Origin of the sequence: Marisediminitalea alba (assembly GCF_002993365.1) — a bacterium.
GTDB classification, from domain to species: domain Bacteria; phylum Pseudomonadota; class Gammaproteobacteria; order Enterobacterales; family Alteromonadaceae; genus Alteromonas; species Alteromonas alba.
Genome location: NZ_PVNP01000080.1, coordinates 16,671 through 33,835, shown reverse-complemented (window position 1 = coordinate 33,835; position 17,165 = coordinate 16,671). Strand labels below are relative to the sequence as shown.

Below are 17,165 nucleotides of genomic sequence, written 5' to 3'. Positions count from 1 at the left end.
GGGTCATTCTCCAAAAAACGGGTAGCGACCGTGATTGCTGATCATGGTTCCCCACTTATAAATGTCTGCTTCTTGTTTAAATTCCATATTAAACACATCTGCAAATCCGGATATTCTCCATTTATCCTCAGGGTGGAGTATATGTACATTCTGAAGTCCGAAATCCCCGCATATTTGTGCATCAGAACGGACATTATCACCAACATGTATATGTGATCTTTGCGCTTGTTGTACACGTTCTTTAATAAAAGACCACATGGTACCTGCGTCTTTACGCTTGCCAAGATCCGAGCTTACAAACAGCTTATACGGTACAGCAATACCAATTTTACGCAGCATGGTTTCTATCTGCTGTTTGGTATAGTAAATGTCGGTGATAAACCAGATTTCCCGGCCCTTGGATGACAGTTGCTTAACGATCTCAACCATTTCGTCTTTGGGCATGGCCATGGAAAGGTCGTAGTGGAACTCTTTTTCCAACCATTTTGCCGTTTCTTCTGTGCTGATATCCGTATCTTTGGCTAATTGCTCATATGCCTCGGTAATACACACATCACCCTGAAAATCATTATTCTGACGGCAGGTTAATTCGGCTTTATTGCGGGCTTCGATAAAGTCTTGCGGGCTTGCAAAATAACCTTGGGTAACCAGTTCTTTGCCCAGCAAATATTTGGCATAGTCCGGCTCATGATATTTACGGCGCAATACGGTGTCGAAGATATCGAACGAGACAATATCAAAGTTAGCTAAATCGCCTAGCAACGAACCAGCGGGTTTATAGTAACTGGCGGCAATAGAAGTTTTATCCTGGGTAAACCGGCCCAGCGGGGGATAGTAAAAGAACTGCTCGTATCCCTGTTTTTCTGCCAATAATCCCAACGTACGCTCTAATGCATGGAGCTTAGAACCATCGTTTGGCAGTGGTTCGGGCGGAAAATCTTCATACTGATGGGTGTTATCCAGCAGCGGCTTTAATGCCGCCGGGCGTGCCCAGAACATGCCGCCCACAGGATAATTAACAAAGTTATCACTAATATCTATGCCCCATTCATCGACAAACTCTTGAGCGAAAGGCTTGTTACATGTCCAGTGATTTACCCAGGCCGGCATCATCCAGAACGATGTAGGGTAGTAAATGCCGAGGTCTTTATGTTCATCGAACAGTCGCAATACTGACTTAGTAACATGCCCGTCTTTTAGCAAATACTGGTTTTGGTAATCAAACCACTGGGTTTGTTCACGACCGCTGTACAGAGATTTTTTAGAGTGCACATGACACATCAGGTCATAATTCAGCAGCTCTTTACTAAAGTGCACCAGGAACGGACCAAAGTTACGTCCTCGGTTTTGGCAAACGGCGGTACTAACTTTATGAACCCGGTTCAGCTTGTTAAAGGTATTAGTAGCATCGTCGGCAATTTCTTGAGTCGCCGCCGTTACAAATACATCCACCTGTACCGGAAAGCGTTCTAAGCATTCGGCAAACTTAGCTACAAAATCCGGATAGAAAATATGCAGAACGATGGCGATTTTTTGCTGACGCCAGGTTGATGTTTCTTTGGGAACCAGATTATCTTTCGGTGTCCAGCGCGGGAGCGCCTGAGACGACATCCGCCCTTCATACTGCCCATGGTACATATAATGAAGCAATGGTGAGATACCGGCATGGTATATATCTACATTACTACGTAAATAGGTTTCAGTATCGAAATTAGCTGACGGATTTACATTGCCAAAGGGAGACTTCTTTACATAATCTTTAAACGCTAACCAGTCTGAAGGAAACGAGCCGTAATGCTCCTGATACCACTTGGCATCAAACAATCCTGATTTTTTAGCTAACGTAAACGCTTTGGCAGTGGAAGGATAGGCCAGCCTCTCGACCTGAGTTTGCAAACTTCTTGCTATCTGCTTTATGTTGTTTTTCATTTTAAAGCCCAAAAAACTGCATAGAGTTCACATTTCCGAACCCGGAAATGGCATCATCAAATTCAAACAGTGGCCAACTCGCACTGGGTAATAGATTGCGTTTTGACACGTATTGTTCGTAAAGGAACTCTATTTCGCTGACTTTAAACTCAATGCCATGCTTATCAAAATGCGAGATGGCGTTAAGCGCACCGTCAAAAATTAAGTTGAGCTTTTCAAAATGATGTTGCGTGTAATTTCGTTTACCAAAACAAAAGTGAAAGCCCTTATCTCCCAGCGGTGAGTCGATAATGTCGATGAACTGACCGTCAGGTGAAGTAAATAAAGCCTCAAGGAACATTGAGCGATCCAGCATGGTATAGCCGCCGCCCATTTTTACCTTGTCTTTAAACACATAGCTTAAGTTAGCGGTATAACTACCAGCCTGGGTTTTAGTTGAATCTGTAGTTATAAAATAATAGCCATTGGTATCACTCTGTAACAAAATACTGAGTAGTTTTTGAATCGTGCCGGAATAGCCTACGTCCAAAAACAGCGATTCCGCTGCAGTATCTGAGGTTAAACCAATGGACGCTAAATATTTAATATATGCATTGCGTGTGGGTTTGATAATGGTTTCGATGATATCTGATTGATCCTTTAGGATCGTCTCGATTCTATCCTTGTCATCCAGGGTAGTGACCTCGTCATCTAATTCCCCCTGATCAACAAACTTTTTAACCTGCTCTAATGTAAAACCAAAGCGCGATACAAAAAAATCACCCAACTTTCCCTTGTATCCATGCCCGAGACTAAAGCTCCAGGACGCTTTGTGACTCAGTGTAATTCGGAACAAAAATGTACGGGAAGCGTACAAATAGGTGGGTGACCATTCACTGTTTATTATATTGAGCCCTTTCTGCAGAATATAGCCTTCACGCGCCAGGCAATAAACATTTTTAGGCGACTGTCTTAGTGCGTTATCTACTGCAGACAAATAGGTATGGAGTATTGGGCCACAAAAGTTAAACCCGAACTCCTTTAGTGATACTGACTCAACCATGTCCTGTTGGATTTCTCTGTTGTAATTTTATTCGTGGAAATTGCGTAATATTTGCATATTTCATGTTAGGTCGAATCCTACCATCAACGACATGAATTGTCTTGAGCACTCACTACAAAACACGGCGATTATACGTTAATAAATCGTATCTGCGCTACCCGAATTCAGATAAGTAAATGTGCCCCAGTTGATTAAACGAAGAGGAGATGTCGTTCCTGTTAGTGGCGCTCTGAAGTCTAAATATCGGGCGTGTAATTACCATGAATTACTTATTAGTCCCTACATTAACAAGGAGACAATAATGTACGAATTAAACTTAACTAAGCAAGAAGCTGTATCTGGCGGCAACCCACTTTTAGTCTATGTTGTAAATTTAGTAGTCGGGGGTATCGTTTATGATGGCCTAAAAGCCGCTTACGAAGAGCTATCAAATACAGAATATGGCGAAACCACTGGTGGTAATATGCAACGCGGCAGATAATTAGATACGTAGGTTGTATCCATAATGGCGAAACTGTTCTCCATTACCACTGTATAACCGCAAAATAAGGCCGAAACCAAGATGTTATCGGTTGCAGTATGGCCTTTATTCAATCACCAACTAACCAAAATTGATAAAAATGAAGACTGCAGATTCCCAAAGACATGCACTTTACCTTTATCTAGCTATCGCTTCGATGATAGTTTGCTTTATTTTTCAGACTCTATACAGGTCTTTCATTCTAAATAATCAGATTTACGACTTTGGCATTGCCGACTCGTCAGTCAGTTTTTGGGGCCCATTGTGTGCAATGTTCTACTTTTACTATCGCGATGCTACAGCAAACACTTTATCTATTGCCATAACAGCGGTACTTGGTGCTTCAATATATGAATGTATCCAACCCTTTTTCAAACTGGGTTACTTCGACTGGCTAGATATAATCGCATCCTGCCTGGCTGGGCTGCTTTTTCCTTTGATTGTTAACATAATAGTTAAGACTGGAATGACAGATTAGTCATAGCGGAAGATATGACTTCTCATTAAATGCAACTCTTAAAACAAAAAACCCGCCAGCGGCGGGTTTTTTAATCGAGTCGGTTAAGCGTTAGCTTAGCCGTTATCGAGTATTAATTACTCTTCAGTTGCTTCTACTGCTTCTTCTTCAGCTTCTACAACCGGGCGGTCAACTAACTCAACGTAGGCCATAGGCGCGTTGTCGCCGGCACGGAACCCGCATTTTAAAATGCGTAAGTATCCGCCTGGGCGAGTTTCGTAACGAGGACCAAGCTCGTTGAACAGTTTACCTACTACTTCTTTATCACCAGTGCGAGCCATAGCTAAACGGCGGTTTGCAACGCTGTCTTGCTTAGCCAGAGTGATAAGAGGCTCAATTACGCGACGTAATTCTTTCGCTTTTGGTAACGTCGTTTTGATCACTTCGTGCTTGACCAAAGAACCGGCCATGTTTTTAAACATAGCTTGACGATGGCTGCTGTTGCGATTCAACTGACGACCACTCTTACGATGGCGCATAGTTTTATCCTTCTAAAAAATCAGTTTCTTTTAAACCTGATTAATCTTTTTCAGCGATGCTCTCAGGTGGCCAGTTTTCCAGGCGCATGCCCAGAGAAAGTCCACGTGAAGCGAGAACATCTTTGATCTCAGTTAGCGATTTCTTACCTAAGTTAGGAGTTTTAAGTAACTCAACTTCGGTACGCTGAACCAGGTCACCAATATACTGGATAGCTTCTGCTTTCAGACAGTTAGCAGAACGTACTGTTAATTCCAGGTCATCAACCGGACGCAGCAGAATAGGATCGAACTCTGGTTTCTCTTCTTTCTGCACTGGCTCAGAGATATCACGCAGTTCAACAAACGCATCCAGCTGTTCAGCCAGGATGGTTGCGCTACGACGGATGGCTTCTTCAGGATCTAAAGTACCATTCGTTTCCATATCAATGATCAGTTTGTCCAGGTCGGTACGCTGTTCAACACGCGCAGATTCTACGGTGTAAGCAATACGCTCTACTGGGCTGTATGATGCATCTACTAATAAACGACCAATTGGACGATCATCTTCTTCAGAGGAACGACGAGTTGACGCTGGAACGTAACCACGACCCATTTCTACTTTAATACGCATGCTGATTTCAGCGTCGCCGGTTAAAGTACAAACTACGTGCTCAGGGTTTACGATTTCTACGTCACCATCATGCTGGATGTCACCAGCTACAACAGGGCCAGCGCCAGATTTCACCAGAGTCAGAGTCGCTTCGTTTTTGCCTTCTAAGCGTACTGCTAAACCTTTAAGGTTCAACAAGATCTCGATTACATCTTCTTGAACACCTTCTTTGGTGCTGTACTCGTGAAGGACGCCGTCGATCTCAACTTCAGTTACCGCACATCCAGGCATGGATGACAGTAAGATGCGACGTAAGGCGTTACCTAAAGTGTGGCCAAAACCACGCTCCAGGGGTTCCAAAGTTACTTTGGCACGAGTAGGAGAAACGTTTTCGATCTCAACTAATCTCGGTTTAAGGAATTCAGTCACAGAACCCACAATGCTTCCTCTTTAGTTAGCTTTACTTAGAGTAAAGTTCGACGATCAACTGTTCGTTAATTTCGGCAGACAAGTCAGTTCTTTCAGGAACACGCTTGAACGTACCTTCCATTTTGTTGCTGTCTACTTCAATCCAGGTTGGCTTCTCACGCTGTTCAGCCAGTTCCAAAGCAGCCGCGATACGCGCTTGCTTTTTAGCTTTTTCACGAACAGAAACCACGTCTTCGGCAGTAACGTTAAACGATGGAATGTTTACCACTTTGCCATTTACTAAAATAGCTTTGTGGCTAACCAGCTGACGTGCTTCGGCACGAGTGCTGGCAAATCCCATACGATAAACTACGTTATCAAGACGCTGCTCAAGAAGTTGCAACAGGTTTTCACCGGTGTTGCCTTTCAGACGAGCCGCTTCTTTGTAGTAGTTACGGAATTGCTTTTCTAAAATGCCGTACATACGACGGACTTTTTGCTTTTCACGCAGCTGCACACCGTAGTCAGACAGACGACCACGACGGGCACCGTGTTGACCAGGCGCAGTTTCGATTTTACATTTAGAATCGATTGCGCGAACGCCACTTTTCAGGAACAGATCTGTACCTTCGCGGCGGCTAAGCTTGAGTTTTGGACCCAAATATCTTGCCATGTTCTTTCTCCAACTGTCCGTCGATTAAACGCGACGTTTTTTCGGTGGACGACAACCGTTGTGAGGGATAGGCGTCACATCGGTAATGTTTGTGATCTTGTAACCTGTAGCGTTCAGGGCACGGATCGCAGACTCACGGCCTGGACCTGGACCTTTAACGAAAACTTCAAGGTTTTTCAGACCGTATTCTTGCGCGGCTACGCCGGCACGCTCAGCAGCTACCTGTGCAGCAAATGGGGTAGATTTACGTGAACCACGGAAACCAGAACCACCAGATGTTGCCCATGCAAGTGCGTTGCCTGAACGATCTGTAATAGTCACAATTGTGTTATTGAAAGACGCATGGATATGAGCCATACCGTCTGCAACCTGACGTTTAGCGCGCTTACGCGTGCTACGAGCTGGTGCTTTTGCCATAACTTATTCTCCCCGTTTACTTCTTAATTGGCTTACGAGGACCTTTACGGGTACGCGCATTAGTTTTAGTGCGCTGACCACGTAGAGGCAAGCTACGACGGTGGCGAATACCACGGAAGCAACCCAGGTCCATCAAACGTTTGATGCTCATTGAAACTTCACGGCGTAAGTCACCTTCAACAGTGAACGCAGCTACTTGTTCACGAAGCTTTTCGATAGTTGCTTCATCAAGCTCTTTGATTTTTGTATCTTCTGCAACACCAGCGCCTGCACAAATGCTTTTCGCACGTGTAGGACCAACGCCATAGATTGCCTGAAGGGCGATCACAGCGTGCTTGTGCTCAGGAATGTTAATGCCAGCGATACGGGCCATTAACAGCACTCCTCTTAATTATAGTCGACGGCCTAAAAAGCCCGATAGGATACTTACCCGTCGAACAAATTGCAAATAAAAGGTGATTAATTCATCTGCGCCGAAAGCAGAACCTGATGTCAGGTTCTGCTTACAGTTTTAACAAATCATTCACCGCGTTAGATTAGCCCTGACGCTGCTTGTGCTTAGGGTCAGAACTACAAATCACACGCACAACACCGTTGCGCTTGATGATTTTGCAGTTACGGCAAATCTTCTTTACTGATGCACGAACTTTCATTACATCACTCCGTAGTAGGCTTATCTTAGCGGCCGTAGCCTTTAAGATTCGCTTTCTTCAGAACAGACTCATACTGACTGGACATCAGATGGGTCTGCACCTGTGCCATAAAGTCCATGATAACAACTACGATAATCAACAGTGACGTTCCACCGAAGTAGAAAGGCACGTTCCACGCAATCAACATGAACTCGGGCACTAAACAAATAAAGGTTATATACATTGCGCCAGCAAGTGTCAGGCGAGTCATTACCTTATCGATATAACGTGAGGTTTGTTCACCCGGGCGGATGCCTGGGATGAATGCACCGGATTTCTTCAGGTTGTCTGCTGTATCACGCGGGTTAAATACCAGCGCAGTATAGAAGAAGCAGAAGAAGATAATCGCGACTGCATATAACATCACGTACAACGGCTGACCAGGCGATAGCAACAATGCTACGTCCTGTAACCAGGCCATTGATTCATTTTGTCCAAACCAGCCCGCTATGGTACCAGGGAACAGAATGATACTGGAAGCAAAGATTGGTGGGATTACCCCGGCCATGTTGACTTTAAGTGGTAAGTGCGTGCTCTGCGCAGCATAAACCTTACGGCCTTGCTGACGTTTTGCATAGTTTACCACAATACGACGCTGGGCGCGTTCTACAAACACTACCAGGTACGTTAAGCCTACTACAATGCCACCAATCAACAGCAGCAACAACATATTGATGTCACCCTGTCTTGCTTGTTCCGCGGTCTGACCTATCGCTGTTGGCAGACCGGCAACAATACCAGCAAATATCAAAATAGAGATACCGTTACCGATACCTCGCTCGGTAATTTGCTCACCCAGCCACATCAGGAACATTGTCCCGGTGACCAAGCTTACTACCGCTGTAAAGTAAAATCCGAAGCCAGGATTAATCACCAAACCATTAATCAGGTTAGGCAGGCCGGTAGCAATACCGATAGACTGGAACGTAGCCAGTACCAGCGTTAAATAACGCGTATACTGACTAATTTTACGTCTGCCTGCTTCACCTTCTTTTTTCAACTCAACCATTGGCGGATGCACAACAGAGAGCAGCTGCATAATAATGGATGCAGTAATGTAAGGCATAATCCCCAAAGCCAGAACTGATGCACGCTCAAGCGCACCACCGGAGAACATGTTAAACATTTCTACGATAGTACCTTTTTGTTGCTCGAACAGTTGCGACAGTACTGCAGCATCGATACCAGGAATAGGCACATATGAACCCAACCGGAATACTACAATCGCACCAAGTACGAACAACAACCTTGCTTTAAGCTCACTCAAGCCGCTTTTTGCGCCCGAATCCAATCCTGGTTTCGCCATTTAGCTTATTCCTCTACTTTACCGCCAGCAGCTTCAATTGCCTCTTTGGCACCTTTAGTAACCTTCAACCCGCTAACAGTAACAGCGCGTGATACTTCACCGCTCTTAAGCACTTTAACGAACAGTACGTCTTTCTTAACCAGACCCGCTGCTTTTAAAGTGTCTACCGTTACTGTGTCGCCTTCGACCTTAGCGATTTCAGTCAGTGTAACCTGATCGGATACAAAGCTCTTACGAGAAGTGAAACCGAATTTAGGCAGACGGCGCTGAATAGGCATCTGACCACCTTCGAAGCCCGGCTTGATAGAACCGCCTGAACGGCTGGTTTGGCCTTTATGACCACGACCACCAGTTTTACCAAGACCAGAACCGATACCACGACCGACACGCTTAGCGCTTGTCTTTGATCCTTCGGCAGGAGAAATTGTGTTTAAACGCATGTCTTACTCCTCCACGATCTCAACCATGTAATATACACGGTTGATCATGCCACGAACGGCTGGGGTATCTTCGAGTTCACGAACATGGTTGATTTTACGCAGGCCTAAACCTTTAAGCGTCGCTTTGTGCTTTGGCAGACGGCCAATTGCACTTTTAGTTTGCTTTACTTTAATCGTTGCCATGTCTGATTACCCCAAAATTTCTTCTACAGACAATCCACGTTTAGCAGCGATACCGGCTGGCGAGTTCATCTCGGTCAGCGCGTTAACGGTTGCTCGAACAACGTTGATTGGGTTTGTAGAGCCGTAACATTTTGAAAGTACGTTCTGCACACCAGCTACTTCAAGTACTGCACGCATTGCACCGCCGGCGATAATACCGGTACCTTCTGATGCAGGCTGCATGTAAACTTTAGAGCCAGAGTGACGACCTTTAATAGGGTGCTGCAGCGTGTGACCGTTAAGGTCAACGTTAACCATGTTACGACGGGCTTTTTCCATCGCTTTTTGGATAGCGGCTGGCACTTCACGTGCTTTACCGTAACCAAAACCAACACGGCCATTGCCGTCACCAACTACTGTCAATGCAGTGAAGCTGAAAATACGACCACCTTTAACCACTTTAGAAACGCGGTTAACAGCGATCAATTTTTCAAGCATATCACCTGTTTGAACTTCTTGTTTAGCCATTATTAACTCCTAGAACTGAAGGCCAGCTTCGCGAGCTGCATCAGCTAATGCTTTAACGCGACCGTGGTATTTGAAACCGCTGCGATCGAAAGCAACATCTTTGATGCCTTTTTCGATAGCGCGTTCTGCGATTGCTTTACCTACTAAAGCCGCTGCTTCAGCGTTGCCAGTTGATTTCAGATCTTTAGCCAGATCTTTTTCAACCGTAGAAGCCGCCGCCAATACTTCAGCACCGCTTGGAGCGATTAACTGAGCATAGATGTGGCGAGGTGTACGGTTAATCACCAGGCGATGCGCGGCCAGTTCACGAATTTTAGCGCGTGCGCGAGTAGCGCGACGCAAGCGTGCTGTTTTCTTATCCATCGTATCACCCACCTACTTTTTCTTAGCTTCTTTACGACGTACATGCTCGTCTGCATAACGAACACCTTTACCTTTGTAAGGCTCTGGTGGACGGTACGCGCGGATGTTCGCCGCAACCTGCCCAACGACCTGCTTATCGGCGCCTTTCACGACGATTTCAGTTTGGCTAGGAGTTTCAACTGTGATGCCCTGAGGCATTTCGTATGCTACAGGGTGAGAGAAACCCAGTGTCAGGTTTAGTTTGTTACCTTGTGCCTGCGCACGGTAACCAACACCATTCAGCTGCAGTTTTTTCTCAAAACCTTGCGTTACACCAACAACCATTGAATTTAACAGCGCGCGAACAGTACCAGCCTGAGCCCAGCCATCAGGGAAACCTTCACGAGGTAACGCCTTAACCTGGTTCTCTTCCTGTACTACTTCAACTGCGTCGTTAAATACGCGGGTTAATGTACCGTTTTTACCTTTGATTGTGACTTCTTGACCTGAGATAGAGATCTCTACGCCAGAGGCGAGGTCAACAGGGGCCTTTGCTACACGTGACATTTCAACTCCTCCGTTACGCTACATAACCGATGATCTCACCGCCCATGCCTGCTTTACGCGCAGCACGGTCAGTCATCACACCTTTAGAAGTTGACACGATAGCAACACCTAAACCACCCATTACTTTTGGCAGCTCATCTTTTTTCTTATAGATGCGCAGACCAGGACGGCTTACACGTTCAATAGTGTCGATTACTTGCTTGCCTTCGAAGTACTTAAGAGTCACTTCTAAAACAGGCTTAACGTCACCAGATACAGCGAAGTCTGTGATATAACCTTCAGCTTTAAGTACGCCAGCAATTGCTACACGTTGCTTAGAAGAAGGCATAAGTACAGAAACTTTCTGTGCCATCTGGCCGTTACGGATGCGGGTAAACATATCCGCGATAGGATCTTGCATGCTCATATCAGCTACTCCTTACCAGCTGGCTTTTTTCAAGCCAGGGACTTCACCGCGCATCGCCGCTTCACGCAGCTTGATACGGCTCAGACCGAACTTACGTAGGAAACCATGTGGACGACCAGTAACACGGCAGCGGTTTTGCTGACGAGACTTGGCGCTGTCACGTGGTAATTGTTGCAGCTTCAATACAGCATCCCAACGCTCTTCTTCAGAGGCGTTAACATCGCTGATAATCGCTTTAAGCGCAGCACGTTTTTCAGCATACTTAGCAACAAGCTTTGCACGCTTTACTTCACGAGCCTTCATTGATTCTTTTGCCATAACCCTACACCTTATTTTCTGAATGGGAAGTTGAACGCACTAAGTAATGCGCGCGCTTCTTCGTCAGTGCCAGCACTGGTAGTGATGGTAATATCCATACCACGAACTTTATCTACCTTATCGAAATCGATTTCAGGGAAGATGATTTGTTCGCGCACACCCATGCTGTAGTTACCACGTCCGTCGAACGACTTAGCGTTCAGACCACGGAAGTCACGGATACGTGGAATTGCAATCGAAATTAAGCGCTCTAAGAATTCCCACATGCGCTCGCCGCGCAGGGTTACTTTACAGCCAATCGGATAACCTTCACGGATTTTAAAACCCGCTACTGATTTACGTGCAACTGTAACAATTGGCTTTTGGCCAGCGATAGCAGTCATATCTGCTGTCGCGTGCTCAAGAACTTTCTTGTCAGCAACTGCTTCACCTAAACCCATGTTTAGAGTGATTTTTTCAATCCGAGGGACTTGCATGACGCTTTTGTATCCGAACTGCTTCGCAAGTTCAGCTACTACTGTTTCTTTATAGAAATCATGCAGTTTCGCCATCGTACTCTCCAATAAATTAAACGAGTTCGCCGTTAGACTTAAAGAAACGAACTTTCTTACCGTCTTCTGTACGGAAACCAACGCGATCAGCTTTACCCGTTGCCGGGTTAACTACCGCAACATTAGAAACGTGAATAGATGCTTCTTTCTCAACGATACCGCCAGCTTCACCCAGTTGTGGGTTAGGCTTTTGGTGTTTCTTGACAAGATTTACACCTTCAACGACTACACGGTCATCAGAATTAAGCACACGCACGACTTTGCCTTGCTTGCCTTTATCTTTACCCGCTAATACGACTACTTCATCATCACGACGAATTTTATTAGCCATTATCGTGACTCCTTATAGTACCTCTGGGGCCAGTGAGATGATCTTCATGAAGTTATCACTTCTCAGCTCACGGGTTACCGGTCCAAAGATACGCGTACCAATTGGTTGCTTGTTTGCATTAAGCAAAACAGCCGCATTACTATCGAAACGGATGGTAGAACCATCTGCACGACGAATGCCTTTTCTAGTACGCACCACCACTGCGTTCAGTACATCACCTTTTTTTACTTTACCGCGAGGAATTGCTTCCTTAACAGTAACTTTGATGATGTCACCGATACCTGCATAACGGCGATGCGAGCCACCAAGAACCTTAATACACTGAACCCTGCGAGCGCCGCTGTTGTCGGCAACATCCAGGTTAGTTTGCATTTGGATCATGATTAATGCTCCGCTGTTAATTATGACTCTCTCGAGTCTCCGATTGCGTTAAAAACGATCTTTTTGACCATTTTTAAACCATACCCAGCTAAAAAGGGCGCGAAATAATAACAGAAAAGATGGGGGGAGTGTAGCGGCAATTTGAATTATTTTTAGCTAATCGCGGGTTTTATGCGTTTAACTGTTAAAATATCTTTCCAATGGGCGCAGATGCCGGAATTTACTGGCCGGATGCGTAATGAAACAGCCGGCCGAAGGTGCTTAATATAGTCGATTTTGGCTTAATTTACGATCTTTATTTCATAACCAGAGCTCGTTTCAGCTGGCTCAACGGAAATAAAATAGTTTTTGGTTTCATTAAAGCCGTACAGCGGATACCTGAATAACAAATATTGTTCCTCATTACTGTCCTCATGCACGGCAATGACTTCGTAATAGTCCGCTGGCACTACATCTGAATTGGTCTCGGCAAAGCCAATATGCTGAGTGCTGTATTCGGCGGTATCAATGGTTTCATCATGCCGTACCATGTAAAAATCAACGTCAGCATAATCATCTACCAGATTTACATAGTTGATGGTTTTATCGTAAGCCTGCGATGCCGAACTCTCCACAAAGCTAAGTGATGCCAGTGACGACTCGTTTTGGTAGAGCACAATAGCCTTACTTTCACTCTGATTAAGCGTTATCAGCTTGTTGTTCATGGTGGTCAGGCTGTTATCGGCAATACTGGCGGTAATCCGGTAGTCACCGTATTCTACTTCGGTAAACTCCCCCACCTCGCCGGGCGCAAGTTCTACGCTTATGGCTTGTGCTTCGTTGTCACCGGTAAAGGTAACGGTAACCGGGGAGTCGATATTCAGGCTGTTGTAGATTCGATACTGAGACGTAGCGTCTACATCGGTCACTTCGTAAACGGTAGTTGAGTTTAGTAACACATCAAGCGCCATACCGTTTTGAATAGCACCGGATAAGTCGCGGGTAATCAGCACGTATTCTGTGTTATAGGCCAGGCTGAGGGTGGGTGTTTCAAATATTACTTCATCAGAGCCAGGTTCAGTAAGGTAGATGGTGTATTCGTCTTCATTAAAATCGTCGCTGTCGTCATCGCCGTCCCAGTACGTGTATTCGGTAAGTTCACCACTGGTGATCGTACCCAGATAGTTAGCCGCTTCGAAAGGGTCGCCCGAATCGCTCATATACAAATCGAAGGTGGTGGTGCTATCGAACATGGTGGAGGTGGCCATCAGACGGAAATGGTCTTCCAGCGATTCACGGAAATATTCGTAGGTATCAAATACCGGTGCTTCAAAGTCACCACTCAACACTACCAGCGTTTTGTATGACGTTTTTAGGGTAACGGTGATGGTATCGATCACCACTTCCTGGTCGTCGCTGTCGATGCGATAAAATTCGAGCTCCAAATCGCCCTTTTCACCGGAAATGAGCGCACTGGCATCGCCAAATTGAGCGTAGCCAAGATCCGAGCCATCCACTTCCCGCATGTAAACCGTGGCGCCATTTGGCGACCCGTTGTAAAAGTGCAGGTAAGCTTCATCGTAGTCGCTGTTGGTAGAACTGCCTGAGCCCCCGCAAGCCGTTAACAGCACAGTAAGCAGTGCAGCCATTGCCAGGCGCATTATTATTTTAAAATGGGTGAACATGAGGTATTGCTTCCTTGAGATAATCAAAAGTCATCTCAACAGACGCCCCATTGCGAAGTTGGTTCGCCAGCCTCGCGCAGCTTTGCATTCCTTAACACTTCTTTTCGTTGGCGGCGTAATTTTTCATATTCAACCCTAAGAAAGGCCAAAAAAAAGCGGCCGGGTGGCCGCTAAAATGGGAATGAAGTGAAATGTCCCAGGTACGCTCAGCTTAAAAACTAAAACGCGTGCCCAGTGTAAAATTACGACCGGGCAATGGCGTCTGATCTTTCAAAAATGACGTATGTACCCGGGCTTCTTTATCAAACAGGTTGTTGGCTCTTACGTATACCGTCCAGTCCTGCGTATCAGACAAACGATAATCTACCGAGGCATTCACCAGGGTGTAACCCTCTGTGGAGGTTTCATATTCGGTGGTTTTGGTCTGGTCGTCATACCACACTACCGATAGCGCTGAGCTTAACGCTTCACCTTCATAACTGATGGTAGAGCCTAACCGCAGGGGCGGAATGCGTGGCAGGTTATCCGAGTCGATTTTGGCTCGGATATAATCGCCAAACACGCTTATCCGCCAGTTGAGGTTAAGATCGACAAAACCTTCTGCTTCCATACCGTAGATGGTGGCATCGTCCTGGTTGAAGTAGTACACCGGCGTGCCTTCTTCTGCGTGCTCGTCGTGCGCTTCTATCTCATCAACGCCATTTTCCTCTTCTTCATGAGCATGCGAAAGTGCCGTCAGGCCGGTGGCACTCTGATAGATATAATCATCAGCCTGGTTGTAGAAGAAAGAAAGGGTGTAACCGCTGTCACCACTGAACTTACGGAAAGTCAGATCAATATTGTTACTCACCTCTTCTTTCACGCTGCGCAGGTTTTCAGACACTTCGCCCTCTTCGTCCATGTCGTAAACCAGGCCTACCTCGAAGGTTTGCGTTGCCAGATGCTGGCCGGCCGAGAATAGCTCCTGCATACTCGGTGCCCGTTCGTTGCGAGATAAGGTCAGTGCTACCGAGTAGCCTGGTATATACTCCCAGTTTAAGCCTGCTGACAGAGAGCTACTGGTAAAAGCATATTCGTCAAAGTTGAATGCCAACTCGTGCTCTTCGTGTTCAGCCACCTCTAATTCAAAATCGATGCTATCTGCATTGTAGGTTGTTCTCTCCAGACGCCCGCCCAACTCAAGGATCACTGAGCCAAACTTCTTCTGCTCTACTAAAAACAATGCCATGCTTTCGGTTTCGGTGGGTGGTGTGTAGGCCTCATCACCTTCTGCGGTGTAGTCACTGTTATGGTATTGCAAGCCAAACACCCCGTGCCAGGCATCAATGTCTGCGTGGGTAGCTGCCAGTCGAATATCGCTGCCCTGATTGGTAAAGCGAGTGCCAACCTGACCATCTTCAATCTCTACATGCTCGTAATCCGTATAGGCAGCGCCAAATTTAAGTGAGCTGATGCCCGTATACGGTGAGTACCACTCACCGGCCGCCTGGTAACGGGTCATGTCTACATCCAGGTTAGTTCCCTCCTCACCTGCATGCTCGGCATGTTCTTCTTCGGTTTCACCTTCATGCTCTTCTTCATGATGGTGGCTGTGACCCGGCACGCCATAAAAATTATCAAGCTTTTCTACCGAGAAGCCAAAGTAACCTTCTTCGTCTACCAACGACAGACCCGCCGTGAGATTGGTGGTATCCATTGCACTGCTTTCCAGGGTGCCCGGTTGCTCATCTTCATCGGGTATTACCGATGCGTACCCCGGAATATCCGCGTTGTCGGTTTTACGCTTAAAACCATCTACATGAAAGGCGATATTTTTTTGTCCGCCAGTCAGGTTAAAGCGGCCAAACTTGCCGTCGTTTACGGTGGCATAGTTGGCTTCTACATCGCCCTCAAGGCTGGTAGGTACTTCGCGAGGGATGCGGTTATCCACCACGTTCACCACGCCGCCGATAGCGCCACTGCCATATTGCAGAGTAGCCGGGCCGCGCAGTACTTCAACCTGGGTCGCACTGGTGCTGTTGGCCGCTACGTTATGGTCCGGGCCAATACGCGATACGTCGGACACATCCAGACCATTCTGCACAATCTTAACCCGTGGACCATCATTACCGCGTATTACCGGGCTACTGGCAACAGGGCCGAAGTAAGTGCTGTGCACCCCGGGAGTGTTTTTTAACGTTTCGCCAAGGGTTTCGGCCTGAATTTTTCTCAGTTTATATTCATCTATTACCGATACCGGGGTTACCGACTCGAGCACAGAAGAGCCCAGCACACTAGCGGTGACTACAATGTTTTCAACTGAAACTGGCGTCAGTACGAAGTCTGCTACCTGATCGCTGTTGATATCGCCAAGGTCGTTATCGCCATGCACATAATCCGGCGAATACACATGCAAATGCACATGAGGCACCTGTACGCCTTTAAATTCATAATTACCCTGCGCATCGGTATAAGTAACTTGTTTAGAGCCCTCTATGCGCACTTCAGCGCCAGCGACAGCCTCGCCGGCTTCGTTAGTCACTTTGCCCTTAATGGTAGTCGCCATAGCAACCTGGGCAGTGAATGCCATAAACACTGCAGCACTAATTGCGGTTGTTTTGTTCATTGTGTGTTTGACCCTGAATCTGTCGATAAGAGTTATTGTTATAATATAACATTACCTCGATTATGCCATTTTCGTCAAGCGTCAGTGACCGCTGAAATTATTCGTATTGTCGTAAGGCAGGCAGTAGCACGGCATTAAATGTAAGCACTCACTATCAATAAATTAACTTATTAAAAATAAGGTTTAGAGTTTATAGCTGAGTTTTTTGATGATCATCACACAACATAAACGATTAAATGCTGTATCAGTCAGGACTATTCCGTTATGGTGAAAATAGCAGCAATATCTCATCAATTAG

The 17,165-nt window shown here is 46.1% G+C and carries 22 protein-coding genes; 1 reads left to right on the top strand and 21 read right to left on the bottom strand.

Annotated features, from left to right (window positions below):
• Nucleotides 1–3: 3 nt before the first annotated feature.
• Both C6Y40_RS08965 and C6Y40_RS08960 read right to left on the bottom strand, forming a co-directional pair.
• Nucleotides 4–1,929, bottom strand: coding sequence for a rhamnan synthesis F family protein (locus C6Y40_RS08965; RefSeq protein WP_105934300.1), 1,926 nt, complete (start codon nt 1,927–1,929; stop codon nt 4–6).
• A 1-nt stretch (nt 1,930) separates the two neighbouring features.
• Complete coding sequence (locus tag C6Y40_RS08960; RefSeq protein ID WP_105934299.1) at nt 1,931–2,971, bottom strand: HAD family hydrolase; 1,041 nt, start codon at nt 2,969–2,971, stop codon at nt 1,931–1,933.
• A gap of 301 nt (nt 2,972–3,272) precedes the next feature.
• On the opposite strand from C6Y40_RS08960, the gene C6Y40_RS08955 reads away from it, so the two are divergent.
• Nucleotides 3,273–3,452 carry a hypothetical protein gene (locus C6Y40_RS08955; protein WP_105934298.1) on the top strand — a complete coding sequence of 60 codons (180 nt, stop codon included), beginning with the start codon at nt 3,273–3,275 and terminating at the stop codon, nt 3,450–3,452.
• 633 nt (nt 3,453–4,085) lie between these two features.
• Here C6Y40_RS08955 and rplQ read toward each other — a convergent pair.
• The 19 genes from rplQ to C6Y40_RS08855 all read right to left on the bottom strand — a co-directional run bounded on the left by rplQ (nt 4,086) and on the right by C6Y40_RS08855 (nt 16,867).
• Complete coding sequence (gene rplQ, locus C6Y40_RS08945; protein ID WP_070176332.1) at nt 4,086–4,487, bottom strand: 50S ribosomal protein L17; 402 nt, start codon at nt 4,485–4,487, stop codon at nt 4,086–4,088.
• A 40-nt stretch (nt 4,488–4,527) separates the two neighbouring features.
• A complete protein-coding gene (locus tag C6Y40_RS08940; protein ID WP_105934296.1) occupies nt 4,528–5,517 on the bottom strand; it encodes a DNA-directed RNA polymerase subunit alpha in 990 nt (329 codons plus the stop codon).
• A 19-nt stretch (nt 5,518–5,536) separates the two neighbouring features.
• The gene (rpsD, locus tag C6Y40_RS08935; RefSeq protein WP_070176334.1) at nt 5,537–6,157 is read right to left on the bottom strand and encodes a 30S ribosomal protein S4; all 621 of its coding nucleotides are present in this window, start codon (nt 6,155–6,157) and stop codon (nt 5,537–5,539) included.
• A 24-nt stretch (nt 6,158–6,181) separates the two neighbouring features.
• Entirely contained in the window at nt 6,182–6,574 is a 393-nt protein-coding gene (rpsK, locus tag C6Y40_RS08930) for a 30S ribosomal protein S11 (protein WP_012519215.1), read from the bottom strand.
• 16 nt (nt 6,575–6,590) lie between these two features.
• Nucleotides 6,591–6,947 carry a 30S ribosomal protein S13 gene (gene rpsM / locus C6Y40_RS08925; protein WP_105934295.1) on the bottom strand — a complete coding sequence of 119 codons (357 nt, stop codon included), beginning with the start codon at nt 6,945–6,947 and terminating at the stop codon, nt 6,591–6,593.
• A gap of 163 nt (nt 6,948–7,110) precedes the next feature.
• Complete coding sequence (gene rpmJ, locus C6Y40_RS08920) at nt 7,111–7,227, bottom strand: 50S ribosomal protein L36 (RefSeq protein ID WP_073325329.1); 117 nt, start codon at nt 7,225–7,227, stop codon at nt 7,111–7,113.
• Between the two features lie 25 nt (nt 7,228–7,252).
• Nucleotides 7,253–8,572, bottom strand: a complete 1,320-nt coding sequence (gene secY / locus C6Y40_RS08915; RefSeq protein ID WP_105934294.1) for a preprotein translocase subunit SecY — start codon at nt 8,570–8,572, stop codon at nt 7,253–7,255.
• A 5-nt stretch (nt 8,573–8,577) separates the two neighbouring features.
• The gene (rplO, locus tag C6Y40_RS08910; protein WP_105934293.1) at nt 8,578–9,012 is read right to left on the bottom strand and encodes a 50S ribosomal protein L15; all 435 of its coding nucleotides are present in this window, start codon (nt 9,010–9,012) and stop codon (nt 8,578–8,580) included.
• A 3-nt stretch (nt 9,013–9,015) separates the two neighbouring features.
• On the bottom strand, nt 9,016–9,195 hold the full coding sequence (gene rpmD, locus C6Y40_RS08905) for a 50S ribosomal protein L30 (RefSeq protein WP_014950907.1): 180 nt from the start codon (nt 9,193–9,195) through the stop codon (nt 9,016–9,018).
• A 6-nt stretch (nt 9,196–9,201) separates the two neighbouring features.
• Nucleotides 9,202–9,702, bottom strand: a complete 501-nt coding sequence (gene rpsE / locus C6Y40_RS08900) for a 30S ribosomal protein S5 (protein WP_105934292.1) — start codon at nt 9,700–9,702, stop codon at nt 9,202–9,204.
• 9 nt (nt 9,703–9,711) lie between these two features.
• Nucleotides 9,712–10,065 (bottom strand): 50S ribosomal protein L18, encoded by a 354-nt coding sequence (gene rplR, locus C6Y40_RS08895; protein ID WP_105934291.1) that lies wholly within the window; start codon nt 10,063–10,065, stop codon nt 9,712–9,714.
• Nucleotides 10,066–10,077: 12 nt separating this feature from the next.
• Nucleotides 10,078–10,611, bottom strand: a complete 534-nt coding sequence (gene rplF / locus C6Y40_RS08890; protein ID WP_105934290.1) for a 50S ribosomal protein L6 — start codon at nt 10,609–10,611, stop codon at nt 10,078–10,080.
• A 13-nt stretch (nt 10,612–10,624) separates the two neighbouring features.
• Nucleotides 10,625–11,017: a 30S ribosomal protein S8 gene (gene rpsH, locus C6Y40_RS08885; protein WP_105934289.1), complete on the bottom strand. Its 393-nt coding sequence runs from the start codon at nt 11,015–11,017 to the stop codon at nt 10,625–10,627.
• 12 nt (nt 11,018–11,029) lie between these two features.
• Nucleotides 11,030–11,335: a 30S ribosomal protein S14 gene (rpsN, locus tag C6Y40_RS08880; protein ID WP_070125769.1), complete on the bottom strand. Its 306-nt coding sequence runs from the start codon at nt 11,333–11,335 to the stop codon at nt 11,030–11,032.
• 11 nt (nt 11,336–11,346) lie between these two features.
• The gene (gene rplE, locus C6Y40_RS08875) at nt 11,347–11,886 is read right to left on the bottom strand and encodes a 50S ribosomal protein L5 (protein ID WP_105934288.1); all 540 of its coding nucleotides are present in this window, start codon (nt 11,884–11,886) and stop codon (nt 11,347–11,349) included.
• A 16-nt stretch (nt 11,887–11,902) separates the two neighbouring features.
• Nucleotides 11,903–12,217: a 50S ribosomal protein L24 gene (gene rplX, locus C6Y40_RS08870; RefSeq protein ID WP_105934287.1), complete on the bottom strand. Its 315-nt coding sequence runs from the start codon at nt 12,215–12,217 to the stop codon at nt 11,903–11,905.
• Between the two features lie 12 nt (nt 12,218–12,229).
• Complete coding sequence (gene rplN / locus C6Y40_RS08865) at nt 12,230–12,598, bottom strand: 50S ribosomal protein L14 (protein ID WP_105934286.1); 369 nt, start codon at nt 12,596–12,598, stop codon at nt 12,230–12,232.
• Nucleotides 12,599–12,879: 281 nt separating this feature from the next.
• Nucleotides 12,880–14,262, bottom strand: a complete 1,383-nt coding sequence (locus tag C6Y40_RS08860; protein WP_105934285.1) for a DUF4397 domain-containing protein — start codon at nt 14,260–14,262, stop codon at nt 12,880–12,882.
• 211 nt (nt 14,263–14,473) lie between these two features.
• Nucleotides 14,474–16,867, bottom strand: coding sequence for a TonB-dependent receptor (locus C6Y40_RS08855; protein WP_105934284.1), 2,394 nt, complete (start codon nt 16,865–16,867; stop codon nt 14,474–14,476).
• Between the last annotated feature and the right edge of the window lie 298 nt (nt 16,868–17,165).